This is a genomic window from Nigerium sp., from assembly GCF_039811905.1.
Lineage (GTDB): Bacteria > Actinomycetota > Actinomycetes > Propionibacteriales > Propionibacteriaceae > Propioniciclava.
Window position 1 is genome coordinate 15,132 of sequence record NZ_JBDHZL010000023.1, and the last position, 18,621, is coordinate 33,752.

20 protein-coding genes are annotated in these 18,621 nt (G+C 69.5%); 15 read left to right on the forward strand and 5 right to left on the reverse strand.

Going from position 1 to position 18,621, the window contains the following annotated elements; all coding sequences use genetic code 11:
* Positions 1-9: 9 nt before the first annotated feature.
* On the reverse strand, positions 10-1,479 hold the full coding sequence (gene aspA, locus WMJ97_RS06365; RefSeq protein WP_347348140.1) for an aspartate ammonia-lyase: 1,470 nt from the start codon (positions 1,477-1,479) through the stop codon (positions 10-12).
* Between the two features lie 266 nt (positions 1,480-1,745).
* On the opposite strand from aspA, the gene WMJ97_RS06370 reads away from it, so the two are divergent.
* From WMJ97_RS06370 to dapB, 4 genes are all read left to right on the forward strand, one after another.
* Entirely contained in the window at positions 1,746-2,465 is a 720-nt protein-coding gene (locus tag WMJ97_RS06370) for an FCD domain-containing protein (RefSeq protein ID WP_347348141.1), read from the forward strand.
* A 221-nt stretch (positions 2,466-2,686) separates the two neighbouring features.
* Positions 2,687-2,950: a 30S ribosomal protein S15 gene (rpsO, locus tag WMJ97_RS06375; RefSeq protein WP_347348142.1), complete on the forward strand. Its 264-nt coding sequence runs from the start codon at positions 2,687-2,689 to the stop codon at positions 2,948-2,950.
* 300 nt (positions 2,951-3,250) lie between these two features.
* Positions 3,251-5,467, forward strand: coding sequence for a polyribonucleotide nucleotidyltransferase (locus WMJ97_RS06380; protein ID WP_347348159.1), 2,217 nt, complete (start codon positions 3,251-3,253; stop codon positions 5,465-5,467).
* A 96-nt stretch (positions 5,468-5,563) separates the two neighbouring features.
* Positions 5,564-6,301, forward strand: a complete 738-nt coding sequence (gene dapB, locus WMJ97_RS06385) for a 4-hydroxy-tetrahydrodipicolinate reductase (RefSeq protein ID WP_347348143.1) — start codon at positions 5,564-5,566, stop codon at positions 6,299-6,301.
* 70 nt (positions 6,302-6,371) lie between these two features.
* Here dapB and WMJ97_RS06390 read toward each other — a convergent pair whose 3' ends face one another.
* The 3 genes from WMJ97_RS06390 to WMJ97_RS06400 form a co-directional block, all read right to left on the reverse strand.
* Positions 6,372-7,421, reverse strand: coding sequence for a glutathione S-transferase C-terminal domain-containing protein (locus tag WMJ97_RS06390; RefSeq protein ID WP_347348144.1), 1,050 nt, complete (start codon positions 7,419-7,421; stop codon positions 6,372-6,374).
* Between the two features lie 82 nt (positions 7,422-7,503).
* A complete protein-coding gene (locus WMJ97_RS06395; RefSeq protein ID WP_347348145.1) occupies positions 7,504-8,913 on the reverse strand; it encodes an Nramp family divalent metal transporter in 1,410 nt (469 codons plus the stop codon).
* A 208-nt stretch (positions 8,914-9,121) separates the two neighbouring features.
* Complete coding sequence (locus WMJ97_RS06400) at positions 9,122-9,685, reverse strand: GNAT family N-acetyltransferase (RefSeq protein ID WP_347348146.1); 564 nt, start codon at positions 9,683-9,685, stop codon at positions 9,122-9,124.
* On the opposite strand from WMJ97_RS06400, the gene WMJ97_RS06405 reads away from it, so the two are divergent.
* The 3 genes from WMJ97_RS06405 to WMJ97_RS06415 all read left to right on the forward strand — a co-directional run bounded on the left by WMJ97_RS06405 (position 9,684) and on the right by WMJ97_RS06415 (position 14,014).
* Positions 9,684-11,405, forward strand: coding sequence for a ribonuclease J (locus WMJ97_RS06405; RefSeq protein WP_347348147.1), 1,722 nt, complete (start codon positions 9,684-9,686; stop codon positions 11,403-11,405). The two genes, WMJ97_RS06400 and WMJ97_RS06405, sit on opposite strands and share 2 nt — an antisense overlap.
* A 134-nt stretch (positions 11,406-11,539) precedes the next feature.
* Complete coding sequence (gene rpmB / locus WMJ97_RS06410) at positions 11,540-11,725, forward strand: 50S ribosomal protein L28 (RefSeq protein WP_347348148.1); 186 nt, start codon at positions 11,540-11,542, stop codon at positions 11,723-11,725.
* 72 nt (positions 11,726-11,797) lie between these two features.
* Positions 11,798-14,014 (forward strand): ATP-dependent DNA helicase RecG, encoded by a 2,217-nt coding sequence (locus WMJ97_RS06415; protein WP_347348149.1) that lies wholly within the window; start codon positions 11,798-11,800, stop codon positions 14,012-14,014.
* A 3-nt stretch (positions 14,015-14,017) separates the two neighbouring features.
* Here WMJ97_RS06415 and WMJ97_RS06420 read toward each other — a convergent pair whose 3' ends face one another.
* Positions 14,018-14,458 (reverse strand): pyridoxamine 5'-phosphate oxidase family protein, encoded by a 441-nt coding sequence (locus WMJ97_RS06420; protein ID WP_347348150.1) that lies wholly within the window; start codon positions 14,456-14,458, stop codon positions 14,018-14,020.
* Between the two features lie 83 nt (positions 14,459-14,541).
* Here WMJ97_RS06420 and WMJ97_RS06425 point away from each other — a divergent pair, with 83 nt between their 5' ends.
* From WMJ97_RS06425 to WMJ97_RS06460, 8 genes are all read left to right on the forward strand, one after another.
* A complete protein-coding gene (locus WMJ97_RS06425) occupies positions 14,542-15,129 on the forward strand; it encodes an RsmD family RNA methyltransferase (RefSeq protein ID WP_347348151.1) in 588 nt (195 codons plus the stop codon).
* Complete coding sequence (gene coaD / locus WMJ97_RS06430) at positions 15,126-15,614, forward strand: pantetheine-phosphate adenylyltransferase (protein ID WP_347348152.1); 489 nt, start codon at positions 15,126-15,128, stop codon at positions 15,612-15,614. Before WMJ97_RS06425 ends, coaD begins: the two co-directional genes overlap by 4 nt.
* 75 nt (positions 15,615-15,689) lie before the next feature.
* Positions 15,690-16,265: a DUF177 domain-containing protein gene (locus WMJ97_RS06435; protein ID WP_347348153.1), complete on the forward strand. Its 576-nt coding sequence runs from the start codon at positions 15,690-15,692 to the stop codon at positions 16,263-16,265.
* A gap of 32 nt (positions 16,266-16,297) precedes the next feature.
* The gene (gene rpmF, locus WMJ97_RS06440; protein ID WP_347348154.1) at positions 16,298-16,489 is read left to right on the forward strand and encodes a 50S ribosomal protein L32; all 192 of its coding nucleotides are present in this window, start codon (positions 16,298-16,300) and stop codon (positions 16,487-16,489) included.
* Complete coding sequence (gene rnc, locus WMJ97_RS06445) at positions 16,486-17,187, forward strand: ribonuclease III (protein ID WP_347348155.1); 702 nt, start codon at positions 16,486-16,488, stop codon at positions 17,185-17,187. The genes rpmF and rnc overlap by 4 nt, the downstream gene beginning before the upstream one ends.
* Positions 17,187-18,023 (forward strand): bifunctional DNA-formamidopyrimidine glycosylase/DNA-(apurinic or apyrimidinic site) lyase, encoded by an 837-nt coding sequence (gene mutM / locus WMJ97_RS06450; protein ID WP_347348156.1) that lies wholly within the window; start codon positions 17,187-17,189, stop codon positions 18,021-18,023. The genes rnc and mutM overlap by 1 nt, the downstream gene beginning before the upstream one ends.
* 34 nt (positions 18,024-18,057) lie before the next feature.
* Positions 18,058-18,387 (forward strand): nucleotidyltransferase domain-containing protein, encoded by a 330-nt coding sequence (locus tag WMJ97_RS06455; RefSeq protein ID WP_347348157.1) that lies wholly within the window; start codon positions 18,058-18,060, stop codon positions 18,385-18,387.
* A partial coding sequence (locus WMJ97_RS06460; protein ID WP_347348158.1) for a HepT-like ribonuclease domain-containing protein occupies positions 18,384-18,621 on the forward strand: 238 nt, incomplete at its 3' end. The genes WMJ97_RS06455 and WMJ97_RS06460, both read left to right, overlap by 4 nt.

Sequence of the window (18,621 nt, forward strand, 5' to 3'; positions counted from 1 at the left end):
CAGCTTCCGTCAGGCCTTGTGCCTGGCGTAGTTCCTCGCGTCGTCCGGAAGCCCACGCTCGTCGGCGCCGTAGAGCCTGCCCGTGTAGTGAGGTTTGACGAAGTTGTCGTTGGTGAGAATCGCGTCGATCTGCTCGCCGGTGAGCAGCCCCATCTCGATGGCCACCTCGCGCACCGACTTGCCAGTGCGGGCGCATTCCTTGCCGATGAGATCGCCGTTGTGGTGCCCGATCACGTCATTGAGGTACGTGACGATGCCGATGGACTTCATCACGAATTCGCGGCAGCGCTCCTCGTTGGCCGTGATGCCCTCGACGCAGCGCGTGCGGAGGGTGTCGCAGGCGTTGATGAGCAGTTGGACCGACTCGAACATCGCCTGGGAGAGCGCCGGCTCCATGACGTTGAGTTCGAGTTGGCCGGCCTCCGCCGCGAAGCACACCGTGACGTCGTTGCCGAACACCTTGAAGCAGACCTGGTTGACCACTTCGGGGATGACCGGGTTGACCTTCGCGGGCATGATCGACGAGCCGGCCTGCATCTGCGGCAGGTTGATCTCGTTGAGGCCCGCGCGCGGCCCGCTGGAGAGCAGGCGCAGGTCGTTGCAGATCTTGGACAGCTTCGCCGCCAGACGCTTGACGGTCGAGTGGACGGCGATGTAAGCGCCGTTGTCGTAGCTGGATTCCAGCAGGTCGGGGGAGGGCGTCAGGTGGTAGCCCGTCACCTCCGCGAGCTTGGCCGCGGCGATCTCGGGGTAGCCCTCGGGAGTGTTGAGGCCGGTGCCGATCGCGGTGCCGCCGAGGTTGACCTCGAGGAGGAGCGCCGCCGAGATGCGCAGGCGCTTGATCTCCTCCTCCAGGTTGTTCGCGTACCCGTGGAATTCGGCGCCCAGGGTCATGGGCACGGCGTCCTGCAACTGGGTGCGGCCCATCTTCAGCACGTCGCTGAACTCGTCGCCCTTCGCGGCGAAGCTGGCGACGAGGTCTTTGACGGCGCGGCCCAACTCACGGATGAGCGTGTAGACGGCGAGCCGGAATCCGGTGGGGTACGCGTCGTTGGTCGACTGGGACTTGTTGACGTGGTCGTTGGGGTTGATGACGTCGTAACGACCCTTGGGGTAGCCGATGAGTTCCAAGGCGAGGTTGGCGACGACCTCGTTGGTGTTCATGTTGATCGACGTGCCGGCGCCGCCCTGGAAGGCGTCGGTGGGGAACTGGTCCATGCAGCGCCCCTTGACGAGGATTTCGTCGCACGCGGCGACGATCACGTCGGCGAGATCGCCAGGAATCGTGTGGAGTTCCTTGTTGGCGAGGGCCGATGCCTTCTTCACTTGAACCATGCCTCGGATGAACTCGGGCTGTTCGTTCATGCTCCGGCCGGAGATCTGAAAGTTCTCCAAAGCTCGGAGGGCGTGGATTCCGTAGTACTTGTCGTCGGGAACTTCGCGTTGCCCGAGAAGGTCTTCTTCGACCCGAGTGCCCATTAGTTCGCTCCTAGCGCTGCACGGTGACGACCGCCCCCGGTTCCCGCGGGGGCGTCGCTGCACCATGCGGTCGGACCGGTAGGACCGGTTGCTATCATGAGACCACTCCGGCCCACTCGTGTCAAAGTCGTCTCGGCCCATTGCATCGGTCATAGGCCCATGGCAAGGGTGTTTGCCGGGCTGCGCGGAGTTCGTCGTCGAGGGTAGGGTCGGTTCATCTCTGGTCGGACCAGCAGTGGATCGCCATCAAGCAGAGGGGTTCGGGTATGGGTGCGTCGGGGGTCGGCGGGGTGCGCAAGTCCGATCTTCTGGCGCGCGAGTTCCAAGGCCGGATCGCCGAGGGAGCGTGGCCAGCCGGCTCGAAGCTCCCCTCGGAGCGCGAGTTGGCGCGTGCCTTCTCGGTCGGCAGGGCCGCGGTGCGCGAGGCGCTCAAGGTGCTGCAGCTCGCGGGGGATATCGAGACGCGGCTGGGTGAGGGGAGCTTCGTCGTCGAGGCCCGCAGGGGGGCGGATCGCGGTGTCGAACTCGTCGCCGGGCAGACCATCATGGAGGGGCTGGAGGCGCGTCAGGCGCTGGAGATCGCCTCCGGCGTCCTGGCCATGCGTCGTGCCAGCAGGTCCGACCGCCTCAAGATCAGGGCCGTCATCGCCGAGATGGAGGAGGCCCTGGGGGGCGATGACCACCAGTGGTACCTGAGTTGCACCTTCGACCTGCACGAGCTCATCGCCAAGGCGTCCCACAACGAGTTCCTCATGCGGACCACCGACGAATACGTGGCACCGATGCGCCGCGACGAATGGCTTCTCAGCGTGAACTACGACCCCGACGTGGCGGCCCGTTCGCTCGCACTGCACCGGGGGATCGTCGCGGCGTTGCTGGACGGAGACGAAGGGGGCTTCGTGCGCGCCGTCTGCGAGCACTACGAGGATTACCCGCCGTTGCGTCACCGGGGCGTCGAGGGCGCCCCGGTCGTTCCGGAGGGCTGAACTCGGCGCGTGCGCGCCCAGCCGTGACGGCGAGGGCGAGGCGGGGCCGGAAGGGGCGTCCGGTCCCCGCCGATTTCCGCCAGCACTGAGGGCACGGTAGAGTATTCAACTGCCGTCACGACGGCCGCGGACGCCCAAGAGCTCCCGCGGCGGTTCAACCGCCGGGCCCGCCGGGTCAGGGAGCGCCGCGCAACGGGAAACCGAGAGGAGAGCAGTTCGTCATGGACGCTGCCGAGAAGAAGAAGATTATCGAAGAGTACGCGACCGTTCCTGGGGATACGGGCTCTCCCGACGTCCAGGTGGCGCTGCTGACCAAGCGCATCGCGCACCTGACCGAGCACCTGAAGGAGCACAAGGGCGACCATCACAGCCGTCGCGGGCTGATGCTGATGGTCGGCCAGCGCCGTCGGCTGCTGAACTACATCGCCCAGCAGGATGTCGAGCACTACCGCTCGCTGATCGCCCGGCTGGGGCTGCGCCGGTGACATCCGGCTCGTGCTGAGGGAGTGGCCTTCGAAGGCCGCTCCCTCGTCGTACGTCCGGAGGTCTCCGCAACCGCGCCGCCGCGCAGCGCGGCGGCTCCGAACTCGCCCCCCTCGTCGCTAGCGTCGGGGTGGGTCGCGCACAACTGCACAACCGAACGTCGACCTCTGCCCGACCGTGGTGTCGGTCCTCGGTAGTGGCTCTCGGGCCGGCCGCACCAGCGGCGTCCCGTGGGCCTCGATCGAAGACCGCGTCAGGTCCGGCGGGGGCGACTCCCCCAACGAAAGGACACTTCCATGGCTATGGAGGGACCCGATCTCCATTACACCGAGGCCGTCATCGACAACGGCAGCTACGGCAAGCACGTCGTCCGCTTCGAGTCGGGCCTGCTGGCCCGCCAGGCGAACGGCTCCGCGGCCGTCTACCTGGACGGCGACACGATGCTGCTGTCGGCGACGACCGCCCAGAACAACCCCCGCGACGCGATCGACTTCTTCCCGCTGACGGTCGACGTCGAAGAGCGCATGTACGCCGCGGGCCGCATCCCCGGCTCGTTCTTCCGGCGTGAGGGGCGCCCGAGCGAGGGCGCGATCCTCGCCGCGCGGCTCACCGACCGCCCGCTGCGCCCCTGCTTCGTCAAGGGGCTGCGCAACGAGGTCCAGGTCGTCATCACGGTGATGGCGCTGAACCCGAACGTCCGCTACGACGTGCTCGCGATCAACGCGGGGTCGGCGTCCACGACGCTGGCGGGCCTGCCGTTCTCCGGCCCGGTCGGCGGCCTGCGCATCGCCCTCATCGGCGACCAGTGGGTGGCGTTCCCGACGGTCGAGCAGAGCGCCGACGCGACGTTCGAGATGGCCATCGCGGGCCGCGTCCTGCCCGACGGGGACGTCGCGATCATGATGGTCGAGGCCGAGTCGACCGAGCGCACGTGGAATCTCGTGAAGTCGGGCCGCCAGGCTCCGACGGAGGAGGTCGTGGCGCAGGGCCTCGAGGCGGCCAAGCCGTTCATCAAGGCGCTGTGCGACGCGCAGGTCGAGCTGTCGCAGATGCTGCCGAAGGCCACCAGCGCCTTCCCGGTGTTCAAGGACTACGAGCCCGACGTCTTCGAGGCCGTCGAGCGCGCCGGCGCCGAGCGTCTCGGCATCGTGATGAGCATCGCGGGCAAGCAGGAGCGCGAGACGTCCACCGAGTCGCTGCTCGCCGAGCTGCACAGCGAGCTCGACGGCCAGTTCGCGGGCCGCGAGAAGGAGATCACCGGTGCGTTCCGCGCGTTGACGAAGAAGGTCGTCCGCCGCAAGACGCTCACCGAGCAGGTGCGCATCGACGGCCGCGGCGTCCGTGACATCCGGACGCTGTCGGCGGAGGTCGGCGTCCTGCCGCGCGTCCACGGCTCGGCGCTGTTCATGCGCGGCGAGACCCAGATTCTGGGTGTCAGCACGCTGAACATGCTCGACATGGAGCAGAAGCTCGACACGCTCTCGCCGGAGACGACGAAGCGGTACATGCACAACTACAACTTCCCGCCGTACTCCACGGGCGAGACCGGCCGCGTCGGGTCGCCGAAGCGGCGCGAGATCGGCCACGGCGCGCTCGCCGAGCGCGCGCTGCTGCCGGTGCTGCCGACGCGCGAGGAGTTCCCCTACGCGATCCGGCAGGTGTCGGAGGCGCTCGGCTCGAACGGCTCGACCTCGATGGGCTCGGTCTGCGCGTCCACGCTGTCGCTGCTGAACGCGGGCGTCCCGCTGAAGGCGCCGGTCGCGGGCATCGCCATGGGCCTCATGAGCGAGGACATCGACGGTGAGACCCACTACGTCGCGCTCACCGACATCCTGGGCGCCGAGGACGCCATGGGCGACATGGACTTCAAGGTGGCCGGCACGCGTGACTTCGTCACCGCGCTGCAGCTCGACACGAAGCTCGACGGCATCCCGGCGTCGGTGCTCGGCGGTGCGCTGCTGCAGGCCCGCGAGGCCCGGCTGACGCTGCTCGACGTGATGGGCGAGGCCATCGACGTGCCCGACGAGATGAGCCCGTTCGCGCCGCGCATCATCACCGTGAAGATCCCGGTCGACAAGATCGGCGAGGTGATCGGGCCCAAGGGCAAGGTCATCAACCAGATTCAGGACGACACGGGCGCGAACCTCTCGGTCGAGGAGGACGGCACGATCTACATCGGCGCCGACAACGGGGAGGCCGCCGAGGCGGCCCGCGCGATGGTGAACGCCATCGCCAACCCGACCATGCCCGAGAAGGGCGAGCGCTACCTGGGCACGATCGTGAAGATCATGCCGTTCGGTGCGTTCGTCTCGCTGCTGCCCGGCAAGGACGGCCTGCTCCACATCAGCAAGCTGCGCGGCCTCAACGGCGGCCAGCGCGTCGAGAATGTGGAGGACGTGGTGAGCGTCGGCCAGAAGTTGCAGGTCGAGATCACCGAGGTCGACGATCGCGGCAAGCTCTCGCTCGCCCCGGTCGAGGAGGAGAAGGCGGAGAAGTCGGAGGCCCCGGCCAACGCCTGATCGTCCCTCGGACGCCGCACGACGGCCCCGGCACCGCGCAGGTGCCGGGGCCGTCGTCCGTGCGGGGGCGGGCGCCGGCTGCCTAGACTGGCCGCCATGAAGGTTGCCGTGTTCGGAGCGAAAGGGCGCATGGGCGCCACCATCTGCGAGGCCGTCGAGGCGGCCGACGACCTGGAACTCGTCGCCGCGATCGACGCGGGCGACGACCGGACGCCGGCGGCGTCCGCCGACGTGGCGATCGACTTCACCGTCCCCGACGCCGTGATGGGCAACATCGCCTGGTGCATCGAGAACGGCGTCCACGCGGTCGTGGGCACGACCGGGATCGGGCAGGAGCAGTACGACCAGGTCGCGCGCGACCTGGAGGGCAAGCCGACCAACGTCGTGATCGCGTCGAACTACTCGGTCGGCTCGATCCTGATGATGCACTTCGCCGAGCTCGCGGCGCCGTTCTTCGAGTCGGTCGAGGTCATCGAGGCGCACCACCCGAACAAGGTGGACGCGCCCTCCGGCACGGCGAAGACGACGGCCGGCAAGATCGCCGCCGCGCGTCAGGCCGCCGGGCTCGGCCCGGTCCCGGACGCCACCGAGATCGATCCCGGCGGTGCCCGCGGGGCCAGCATCGACGGCGTCCACGTGCACGCCGTCCGGCAGCGGGGGCTGTTCGCGAACCAGGAGGTCCGGTTCGGCAACGAGGGTGAGCAGCTCACGATCGCCGAGAACGGCTTCACGCGGGCGTCCTACATGCCCGGCCTGCTGACGGCCGTCCGCGCGGTGCCCGGCCTGCCGGGCCTCACGATCGGCATCGAGAAGCTGCTGGGCATCGGCGCCTGACGCGCGCGTCGGTGGGGCGTGTGCGCCCTGGGGCGGGCGGTGTCGTCACCCCGCCCCGCCGCGCCCGCCCTCAGCCGAGGATCGTGTGGGGCGAGCGCTCGGCGTCCCGGACGGGCGCCGGGGGCGTCCCGTCGCCGAAGGGACGCCCGCCGAGCGACTCGCGCCCGTGAGGCGTCAGCCAGCCGGAGGGGTCCGGGCCGTCGGGGACGATGCCGAGCGGGTTCAGATCGCGATGAACCACGTAGTAGTGCTGCTTGATCTGCTCGAAGTCGATCGTGTCGCCGAAGCCCGGGGTCTGGAACAGGTCGCGCGCGTACGCCCACAGCACGGGCATCTCGGCCAGCTTGTTCCGGTTGCACTTGAAGTGCCCGTGGTAGACCGCGTCGAACCGGACGAGGGTGGTGAACAGCCGGACGTCCGCCTCGGTGATCGTGTCGCCCATGAGGAACCGGCGTCCGGCCAGCCTCTCCTCGAGCCGGTCGAGCGCCACCCACAGGCGCTCGTAGGCGGCGTCGTACGACTCCTGGGAGCCCGCGAACCCGCACCGGTAGACGCCGTTGTTGACCTCGGTGAAGACCCAGTGCATGAGCTCGTCCATCTCCGGACGCAGCGCCTCGGGGTACAGGTTCGGTGCGCCGTCGCGCTGGAACTCGGTCCACTGCGTGGAGAAGTCCAGCGTGATCTGGTTGAAGTCGTTCGTGACGACGGCCCCGGTCGTCGTGTCCACGATCGCGGGCACGGTGATCCCGCGCGGGTACTCCGGGTCGCGCGCCAGGTAGGCGTCCTTGAGCTTGGGGATGCCGAGCACCGGGTCCACGCCGCCGGGGTCGAGGTCGAAGGTCCAGGAATCCGCGTCGTGCACCGGGCCGGGCATGCCGACGCTGAGGGCGTCCTCCAGGCCGAGTAGCCGCCGGACGATCAGCGTCCGGTTAGCCCAGGGGCACGCCCGCGCGGCGATGAGCCGGTAACGGCCGGGCTCGACCGCGACGGCGTCCGCGCCCTCGGGCACGTCGCGCAGCAGCCGGGTCGGGATGTAGTTCATGTCCCGGCTGAAGCTCTTGCCCTTGGTGGAGTAGTTGCCGCCGCTCGCGTGCTCCGGCCGTTCGCTGTTGTTGCTCATTCAACTAGTTAACCACAGGCACGCCTCAGGGCAAGTCCCCGCGGGGTGGGAAGCGTGCGTGCGGCCCGATCGCCGATGCGCATCAGAACATGTCGACCAGCGCGATGGTCCCGACGGCGAAGACGGCGATCGCCGAGACGACGAGGTACACGGTGAACAGCGAGCCGTCCTTGATGCGCCGGTCGGTCTCGGTGAACGACAGGTACAGCGTCGCGATGGACACGGCCATCAGGTACAACGCGTTGAGGATGCCGCCCAAGATCACCAACTGCAGCGGCGACGACACGATCACCGCGAGGACGCCCCACATGATCGGCATGACCACCATGAGGACGCGCATCCAGCGGGCCCGCGCGGAGGCGTCCGCCCAGTCGAACGCTCCGAAGATCGCCAGCGCCGCGGCGATCTGCCGAGACAGGCTGGGGACGTTCGCCAGGATCGTCTTGAACAGGGCGACCGCGGCGAACACGAGGAACACCACGCCGGCCCACTCGCCGACGGTGTCGGTGAAGATGCGCGAGATGACCCGGATGACGTCGTTGCCGGTCGGTGCCAGGTTCTGGGGGCGCAATACGGCCGCCCCCAGGATGTAGAACGCGGCCGTCGACAGCGTGTAGATCACCCAGGAGATCCAGGCGTCCTTCTTCATCACCGAGATCCAGCCGCGGGCGCGCTCGGCCCATTCGTCGGAGCCGTCGTTCGGACCGGTCCACGCGGCGTAGCCCTTCTCGACGCACCAGAAGCTGTACGACGTGATCTCGCCGGCGCCCACGCCGGTGAGCCCGAACATGCCCAGCGCGACGCCCATCGTGCCGGCGGCCAGTTGGAACGTCATCCCGGACGCCAGGTCGCCCGCCGTCCACGCGAACGGCGTCACCTGGATGCCGAACACCATCACGACGACGGCGAACGTCACGAGCACGACCAGCACGGTCGAGACGCGCTCGACGATGCCGTACCGGTTCGAGAAGTGAATCGCGATCGCGATGGCCACCATCACGAGCACCCAGAACCCGACGGACGCCGCCGACGTCGGGTCGCCGTCGATCGGCATCAGGATCGCCAGCGCCAGCCCGGCTGCCCCGAACACGCCCGCTTGGCTCGTCACGAACTGCAGGAACATGAGAATCGCGAGGTACGAGATCCACCCGCGCCCGAGGATCTTCGGCGGCACGTGGTCGTACCCCGGGATGCCCGGCTGCCCGGTCGAGATCGACCAGCGGGCCAGTTCGATCTGGACGGCGACTTTCACGAACGTCGAGACGAACACGAGCCACAGCAGGATGAACCCGACGCGGGCCCCCAGCGTGGTCGCGGTGATCAGCTCGCCCGACCCGACGACCGCGGCGCTCGTGATCATGCCCGGGCCGAGGAACCGCATGCTGGGCGCCCAGCCCTGCGGGGGCTCGCGGATCTTGCTCGGGTCGAGGACGTACGGGTCGCCCTCGGCGATCGCGTGGGCCGGCTGAGGGGCGTGGTGGGGGGATGACATCGGCTCCTCCAGGAGGGACGTCCGCGCCGCCGTGGCGCGGGGGTGCCAGCAACCTAACGGGACGCGACCCTGGCGAGAAGGGGTTGCGCGCGGTTCCATCCGGAGGGGTGCCCACTCGCGGCCGTCGCGCGAACCTCCAAGCGGACGCCGCTGCACGGACGCCCCGGACGCCGCTCAGGAACGTCTCGTCGCCGGAAGACCCGGCGCCCTACAGCGCGGTGTGGAGGCGCACCATCTTCACGCGGGCGGCCTCGTCGGGGGTCTCGACCTCCTGATGAGCGCCGTCGGCCTCCCAGCCCGACTCGGTGACGAAACGCCTGGTCACGTCGTCGATCGAGCGCACCCACCACGTCGCGCGGGTGAACCCATCGGCCCGCAGGGTGTCGGCCACGGCGTTCAGCAGACGCGAGCCGTGCCCTTGCCGCTGCGCCGACGGGTCGACGACGAACTCGGCGACCAGGGCGTCCTCGCCCGGCTCGGCGTCCGGGTCGTCGGAGGGCCCGACGGCGGCGAACCCGACGACGCGGCCCTCGGCGTTCACCGCGACCAGCACGCGCAACTCGGCGAGGGGCGGTCGCATGATCGCCGACTCCCACGACTGGGTCATCGCGTCGAGGTCGACCGACCGCCACAGGGATTCGGCCACCTCGGCGGGCAGGGTCTGTTGCCAGGACCTCCGTTGGACGGACGCGATGGACGCGCCCTCGTGCGGGAGGGCCAAACGGACGCTGTCGGGCGTCGACACGCCGGGGTCGGTGCTCACGGACCCCATGCTAACCAGGGTGGACCGACCGCCTAAGGTGGTCCCCGTGCGTGAATCTCTGAGAACCCCTCCGAAGCTGGCCCCGGACACGCTCCGGATCATCCCCCTGGGTGGTCTCGGGGACGTGGGCCGCAACATGGCCGCCTTCGAGATCAACGGGCAGATCCTGCTGCTCGACTGCGGCGTGCTGTTCCCCGACGAGAACCAGCCCGGCGTCGACCTGATCCTGCCCGGGCTGCACCTCATCCAGGACCGGCTGGACGACGTGGTGGGCCTCGTTCTCACGCACGGCCACGAGGACCACATCGGCGCCGTGCCCTACCTGCTGCGCCGGCGTCCGCAGATTCCCGTGCTCGGGTCCAAGCTCACGCTCGCGCTCGTGCGCGAGAAGCTGCGCGAGCACCGCATCCGCGACGTGGAGCTGCGCGTCATGGACGACGGCTCCCGCACCCAGCTCGGCGCGTTCGACCTGGAGTTCCTGTCGGTGAACCACTCGATCCCGGACGCCATGGCCGTCGCCATGCGCACGGCCGCGGGCCTCGTGCTGCACACCGGCGACTTCAAGATGGACCAGTTGCCGCTGGACCACCGGCTCACCGACCTGCGCGGCTTCGCCCGCATCGGCGAGGAGGGCTGCGACCTCTTCATGGCCGACTCCACCAACGCCGAGTCGCCCGGCTTCACGACGCTGGAGAAGGACATCCGGCCCGCGATGGAGCGGGTCTTCGCGCAGGCGTCCAAGAAGTTGATCGTGGCGTGCTTCAGCTCGCACGTGCACCGCGTGCAGCAGGTGATGGACGAGGCGGTCAAGGCGGGCCGCAAGGTCGTCTACGTGGGCCGGTCGATGGTCCGCAACATGACGATCGCGCAGGAGCTCGGCTACCTGCGCGTGCCCGCCGACACGCTCATCGAGCTGAAGGAGCTCGACAACTACCGCGACGACGAGGTCGTCATCGTGTCGACCGGCTCCCAAGGCGAGCCGTTGTCGGCCCTGTCGCGCATCGCGAACCACGAGCATCCGGTCATCACCGCGGGGGAGGGCGACATCGTGCTGCTCGCGTCCTCGCTGATCCCCGGCAACGAGAACTCGGTGTACCGGGTCATCAACGGGCTGACGCGCAACGGCGTCAAGGTCGTGCACAAGGGCAACGCGCTGGTCCACGTGTCGGGGCACGCGAGCTCGGGCGAACTTTTGTACTGCTACAACATCATCCAGCCGAAGAACGTCATGCCCGTCCACGGCGAGGTGCGGCACCTCGTGGCGAACGCCGACCTGGCCGTCGCGACGGGGGTGCCGCGCGACCGCGCGATCGTGGTGGAGGACGGCGGGGTCGTCGACCTCGCGAAGGGTCGCGCCCGGGTGGTCGGCAAGCTCGAGTGCGGCTACATCTTCGTCGACGGCTCGACGGTCGGCGACCTGGGTGACGCCGAGCTGGACGACCGCCGCATCCTCGGCGAGGAGGGCTTCATCTCGGCGATCGCCGTGGTCAACCTCCATTCGGGCAAGCTCGTCAGCGGCCCCGACATCACGGCTCGCGGCTTCGTGGAGGGCGAGGGCATCTTCGACGACATCGCGAACGAGGTGCGCGGGGTGCTGGTCGAGGCGCTGGAGGACGGCGCGGAGGACACCTACCAGCTCCAGCAGCTCATCCGCCGCCGCATCGGGCGGTGGGTCAACCGGGTCTACCGCCGGCGTCCGATGATCATCCCGGTGGTGGTCGCGACCTAGTCGCGCCCGGCGCGGGGCCGGACGATTTCGCAATGCGGCGTCCGGGCGGTTAGAATGTCCAGGTTGCCAATTCGTTGGTACCCGTGTCCGCGGCCTCGTGTCGCGCATTTTCCGTACAAGCAAGGAGAGCTCCAGTGGCTGCCGTGTGTGATATCTGCGCCAAGCGCCCGGGCTTCGGGCACAACGTGCCTTGGTCGAAGAAGAAGACCAACCGTCGCTGGAACCCGAACATCCAGCGCGTGAAGGCCGTCATCGACGGGACGCCGAAGCGTCTCAACGTGTGCACGTCGTGCCTCAAGGCCGGCAAGGTCACCCGCTGACCGATACCCCGAAGAGCCCGTCCCCGCGTGGGGCGGGTTTTTTCGTCGTGGGCGGCGGCTAGGGTGACGGGCGTGCCGAGCCGGAACGACGACGACCTGATCTCCCGCTGGCGCACCCCGGCCTATCGCGCGCTGGAGCGCCCGTTGGAGAGCGTCTTGGGGGCGAAGACCGCCAAGGCGTTCACCGCGCTGCGCGTCCACACGGTCGGCGACCTGCTGCGGCACCTGCCGCGCAGGTACCTGTCCGGCACTGAGCTCACCGACCTCGCGACGCTGGAGGAGGGCGAGCACGTGGCCGTCATGGCCCGGGTGGCCGACACGCAGATCCGGCACAGCCACGGCGGCTCCCGGCGCGGGCGTCCCTCGACGCGACTGGAGGCCCGGCTCACCGACGGCCATGGCAGCCTCGGCGTCACGTTCTTCGGCCACGAGAGCACCGCCCGCTGGTGGGAGGGGCAGTTGAAGCGCGGGGTGCGCGGCATCTTCGTGGGCAAGGTCGGCTCGTTCCAGGGGCGTCCGCAGATGTCGCACCCGCAGTTCGTCATGCTCGACGCATCGGGCAAGATCGTCGGGCGGTCGGAGGAGAAGGAGCGGCTCGTCGACCTCGCCACGTCGGGGCTCGTCGGCCTGTACCCGGCCACGGCGAAGCTGCCGACGTGGACGATCGCGGAGTGCGTCCGGCTGACGCTGCAGACCCTCGAATCGGTCGACGACCCGTGGCCGGCGTGGGTGCGCGAGGCCGCGGGCGTCCCGGAGCTGTGGGACGCCTTCGCCTACGTCCACAGCCCGTCGAGCCAGCGCGAGATCGAGGCGGGCGCGGAGCGCCTCCGGTTCGACGAGGCGTTCGCCACGCAGCTGACGATGGCCTATCGGCGCGCGGAGAACGCGCGGTTCGCCGCGGGGCCGCGGCCGCGGCGTCCGGGGGGCCTGCTGGACGCCTTCGACGCCCGCCTGCCGTTCACGCTCACCGCCGGGCAGGTGGAGGCGTCCGAGGCGATCTTCGCCGACCTGGCCCGGCCTGAGCCGATGCAGCGGCTGCTGCAGGGCGAGGTCGGCTCGGGCAAGACCCTGGTCGCGCTCCGCGCGATGCTCGCGGCGGTGGACGCGGGTGGGCAGGCCGTGCTGCTCGCACCCACCGAGGTGCTGGCCGCACAGCACCACCGGACGATCACGGGCCTGCTCGGCGACCTGGGCGCCGGCCGCATGCTGGGGGCGCCCGACGTGGCCACCGACGTCGCGTTGCTGACGGGGTCGTCGTCGGCGGCGGGGCGTCGCGCGGCGCTGCTGAAGATCGCGTCGGGGGAGGCCGGCATCGTGATCGGCACGCACGCCCTGCTCGCCGACCGCGTGCAGTTCGCCGATCTCGGGCTCGTGGTCGTCGACGAGCAGCACCGGTTCGGTGTCGAGCAGCGGGCGTCCCTCACCGAGCGGGGCCTGCGCCCGCACGTGCTCGTGCTGACCGCGACGCCGATCCCGCGGTCGGTCGCGATGACGATCTTCGGCGACCTCGAGGTCTCGACGCTGGCCGAGGTGCCCGCCGGCCGGGCCGACGTCACGACGACGGTGGTGGACGCCGCCCGCCGCCCCGCGTGGGTCGAGCGGGCGTGGGCGCGGATCGCGGAGGAGGTGGCGTCCGGGCGGCAGGCGTTCGTGGTGGCGCCGCGCATCAAGACCACCGAGTTCGGCAAGGGCGTCGTCGAGCTGGCGGAGGAGTTGTCGTCGGGCCCGCTGCCGGGCGTCCGGGTGGGCGTCCTGCACGGGCAACTGCCGTCGGACGAGAAGGACGCGGTGATGTCCGCGTTCGCAGCCGGCGACCTCGACGTGCTCGTGGCGACCACCGTGGTCGAGGTGGGCGTCGACGTGCCGAACGCGTCGATGATGGTGATCTGGGACGCCGACCACTTCGGCATCAGCCAACTCCACCAGTTGCGCGGGCGCATCGGCCGCGGCGAGCATCCGGGCGTCTGTCTGCTCATCAGCTCCGCGGACGAGCAGGCGGTGGCCTGGGAGCGGCTCGCGGCGCTGGCGGCCACCCGCGACGGCTTCGAACTGGCCGACCTCGATCTCGCCCAACGCAAGGAGGGCGACGTGCTGGGGGCCGAGCAGTCCGGGCGGCGGAGCACGCTGCGGCTGCTGCGCGTGCTCGACCACGCCGACCTGATCGGCCAGGCGCGCGCGATCGCGACGGAGGCGGTCGAGCGCGATCCCGCCTGCGAGACGCCGGGCTTCGCCGACGCGATCACCGCGACGACGCTGCTGTCGGCCGGCGACTGGGCGGCGTCCGGCTGAGCCTCACTCGGGCAGGTCGACCGGCTCCTCGGGCTCGTCCCCGAAGTGGAATTGGCGGCCCGAGATCGTCTCCGGCTCGATCCGGACCCAGTGGTTCTTGCGCGTCGGTACCCACGGACGCAGGGGCAACTCGGCCGCCTTCGCCTGCTCGTCGGCGTCGGTGATGCGGCGGGCGCGGCCCCGCAGGATCACGCTCCAGCCGCCCTCGGCGTCCCAGCTGTCGACCTCGACGGCGACGTGCTCGTTGATCGTCACCGAGAAGAGCTTGCTCCCCTCCGCGGTGCGGAAGACGAGCGAGGCGCCATCGACGACGTAGTTGATCGGGAAGATCTCGGGCTCGGAATCGATCACGGTCACCAGCCGACCCACCTTGTGCGCGGCCAGGATCCTCCAGCATTGGCGGTCGTCCAACACGACGACGGGTTCGGTGTTCGGTTCTGACATGTCCACGTTGTACCTCACGTTCGGCTCGCTCGTGGGGTAACGGCCAGATTCGCCGGACGCCGCCCGGCGGCTAGCCTGGGGCGATGAGCAGGATCATCGCCGGACGCCGCGGCGGCCAGAAGGTCACGATGCCCGCCCACCGCTCGACCCGGCCGACGTCGGACCGGGTGCGCGAGTCGGCGTTTCAGCTCATCGCCCACTGGGCCGGCACGTCGGGGGAGCCGGCCGACCGGATGCTCGAGCGGTTCAGCTTCCTCGACCTGTACGCCGGGTCGGCCGCGGTTGCCCTGGAGGCCGCCAGCCGGGGCGCCGCACCCGTGACGGCCGTGGAGAAGGACCGGCCCACGGCGTCCGTCGCGCGGCGCAACGCGGCCGCGCTCGGTCTTCCCGTCACCGTGATCGCCGCTCCCGTCGAGGGCTACCTGGCCGAGAACGAGCCGGTGGCCTACGACGTCATCTACCTGGATCCGCCCTACGCCGTGCCGTCGGAGCATGTGGGGAGCGTGGTGGGCCGCGTCCTGGCCGGATGGCTGGCCGACGACGGGCTCGTGGTGGCGGAGCGGTCGTCGCGCGACGCCGAGCCGATCTGGCCGGACGGCGTGAAGTCGACCTGGTCGCGCCGCTACGGTGAGACGACGTTGTACTTCGCCAGCCCCGAGGAGGGCGCATGAGGGCCATCTGCCCAGGTTCGTTCGACCCCGTCACGCACGGGCACCTCGACATCGTCGCGCGGACGGCGACGCTGTTCGGGGACGTGCTGGTCGCGGTGGGCCGCAACAGTTCGAAGAACTACCTGTTCAGCCCCGAGGAGCGCGTCGAGATGCTGCGCGAGGCCTGCGTGGACATGCCGAACGTCAAAGTCGTCCTGCTGAGCGGCCTGCTCGTGGACTTCTGCGCGGAGCACGAGGTGGGCGCCATCGTGAAGGGCCTGCGGTTCGGCGGCGACTTCGAGTTCGAGCTCCAGATGGCCCAGATGAACCACGCGTTGACCGGCATCGAGACCGTGATGCTGCCGACGGCGTCCCGGTGGGCGCACCTGAGTTCCACGATGATCCGCGAGATCGCGGGCCTCGGCGGCGACGTGGGGCAGTTCGTGCCCGATTCGGTGAACCGCCGCATCGCCGCCAAGGTGGCCGAGCGGCGCGCGCAGAGGTGAGGCGCGGCGGATGAACCGCGGCGTCCGGGCGGTTTGGTTTGCGACGGACCCACAAGGTAGAGTTGACGTTCGGTTATGACGCTGTCGAACCTGAAGGGGTCCGCGATGCCGCATCGCTCGATCGATCCCCGTTCGGGACTCGTATTCGATATTCACGAATTGGGTCGCCGCGCGGGCGCGATGAAAGAAATGAAACGGCAAAGCCCTGCCCCCGACGGCATCGGCAACGACGTGATCGGAGTGCCTGCGGGGTCTCCCATCCAACTCGACGTGCAACTCGAGGCTGTGGTGGAAGGCGTCCTGGCTACCGGCGTCGCTGAGGTTCAGCTGGCCGGGGAGTGTGCTCGGTGCTTGACCGCGATCGACGACCAGTCGGAGATCGACATTCAAGAGCTGTTCCTCTTCCCGGGCAAGGAGCCCGACGACGACGAGGCCAGCCGCGTCGAGGGCGATCTCATCGACCTCGAGCCGGTCCTGAGGGACACGGTGGTGCTCGATCTGCCGTTCATCCCGCTGTGCCGGGAGGACTGCGCGGGGTTGTGCCCGGTCTGCGGGGCCAACCTGAACGCGGAGCCCGACCACCGGCACGACGAGGCGATCGACCCGCGGTGGGCGAGCCTCACCGGGTGGCAGGCAGAGACCGAAAGCTAGCGGCCCTCGGGCCCAGAAGAAGGAGAGAAGACGTGGCCGTCCCGAAGCGGAAGATGTCCCGGTCCAACACCCGCCACCGTCGCGCGCAGTGGAAGGCGTCCGCGCCGACCCTCGTGACGTGCGCGAACCCGGCCTGCCGGGAGAAGCACCTGCCGCACACGGCTTGCCCGTCCTGCGGCCAGTACGGCCCCCGTTCCTCGCGCCGGCAGATCCTCGAGCCGTGACCGAGGCGGCCGGGCGCCGCATCCATGATGTGCTCGACGAGCTCGGGATCCGATTGGATCCCGAGCTCGTCGAGTTGGCTCTGACCCATCGCTCGTGGGCTTATGAGCACGGCGCCGCCCCCCACAACGAGCGACTTGAGTTTCTGGGCGATGCCGTCTTGGGCGTCGTCGTGACCGAGTACCTGTATCTGACGTACCCCGAGTACCCCGAGGGACGCCTCGCGAAGCTCCGCTCGGCGGTCGTCAACACGTACGCGCTGGCGGACGTCGCGCGCTCGCTCGGCATCGGGCCGCTGGTGAAGCTGGGCAAGGGCGAACTCGCGACGGGCGGGGCCGACAAATCGTCGATCCTGGCTGACACGACCGAGGCCGTCATCGGGGCGATCTTCCTCTCCGGCGGGAGGGACGCGGCGGCCCGGTTCGTCCATCACCTCTTCGACAACCTCGTCACGCACGCCGACCATCTCGGCGCCGGCCTCGACTGGAAGACCAGCCTGCAGGAGCTGTGCGCCGAGCGCGGGCTGCCGGCCCCCGTCTACCTTCACGAGGCCAGCGGGCCCGACCACGACAAGCGGTTCCAGGCGTCGGCGTCCGTCGGCGGGCGGCTGTTCGAGGGCACGATCGGGCGCTCGAAGAAGCAGGCCGAGCAGGGGGCCGCGAAGAACGCGTTCCTGGCGCTGCAGGCCGACGAGGACTGATGCCGGAGCTGCCCGAGGTCGAGTCCGTGCGGCTCGGGCTCGCGGACGCCTTGACCGGCCGCACGATCGGCACCGTCGGCGTCCTGCACCCGCGGCCCGTCCGGCGGCATGCCGCCGGCCCCGACGATTTCGCGGCCACGCTGGTCGGCCGCACGTTCACCGAGCCGCGCCGGCGCGGCAAGTACTTATGGCTGCCATTCGACGACGGGGACGCGGTGCTCGCCCACCTCGGCATGTCCGGGCAGTTCCGGGTGGACGCCGCGGGCGCGCCGCTGCAGCGGCACGTCCGCGTCCGGGTGGGCCTGGACGACGGGCGCGAGCTGCGGTTCGTCGACCAGCGCATGTTCGGCGGCCTGTCGCTCAGCCGCGGCGGCGCGGAGCTTCCGTCCGAGATCGCCCACATCGGGCGCGACCTGTTCGACCCCGAGCTGGACGAGGCGGCCCTCGTCGCCCGCATCGCGGCCAAGCGATCGGGCATCAAGCGGGTGCTGCTCGACCAGAGCGTCACGTCGGGCATCGGCAACATCTACGCCGACGAGTCCCTGTGGCGCGCGGGCGTCCATTTCGCGACGCCGGCCGACGAGCTGCGGCCGGGCGAGATCGTCTCCGTCCTGGACGCCGCCCGCGCCACGATGTCCGCCGCGCTCGCGGCGGGCGGGACGTCGTTCGACGCCCTCTATGTGCACGTGAACGGGGAGTCGGGCTACTTCGATCGCTCGCTGAACGTCTACGGGCGCGAAGACGAACCTTGCCCCCGCTGCGGGACGCCGATCGTGCGGGAGCACTTCATGAACCGGTCGTCGTTCTTCTGCCCGAGGTGTCAGCGGCTGCATTGACCCTCGACGACGTTCGGTTGGGTAATCTTGACGCATGACTGAAGTCGTGGCTACGCCGGAGACGCTCGCTCTGCGTGCGCTTCTCGACGCGCGCCGTGACGACTTCGATTTGCTGCTCGACAAGTATGGGGCGACGAATCCCATGCTCTTCGGCTCTGTCGCCCGTGGCGACGCCCACGTGGGGAGCGACATCGACATCCTTGTGGAGATGGATCCGGCTGACGGCAACATCCTCATGCGTGCGTCCGGGCTCCTCCAGGAGACTCGCGAACTGTTCGAGACGGATGCCGTGGACATCTTCCCCGTGCAGTTGTTGAAGCGTCGAGTGTCCGAGTCTGTGTTGGCTGAAGCGGTGGCGCTGTGAGCCGAAGCGCACAAGAGCGCATCGACGACATTTTGGCGGCCATCGACCGTTGTCAGCGCTTCGTCGCGCTGGTTGGGCCTGATTGTGATGATCCAGATCTGATCGCCATGGCCGAAGACGCGATCGAGCGCAACCTCCAGATCATCGGAGAAGCGGCGACACACCTTCCTGTGGAGATCATCGCCGATCACCCCGAGGTACCGTGGCCGCAGATCCGCGGTTTCCGCAACATCC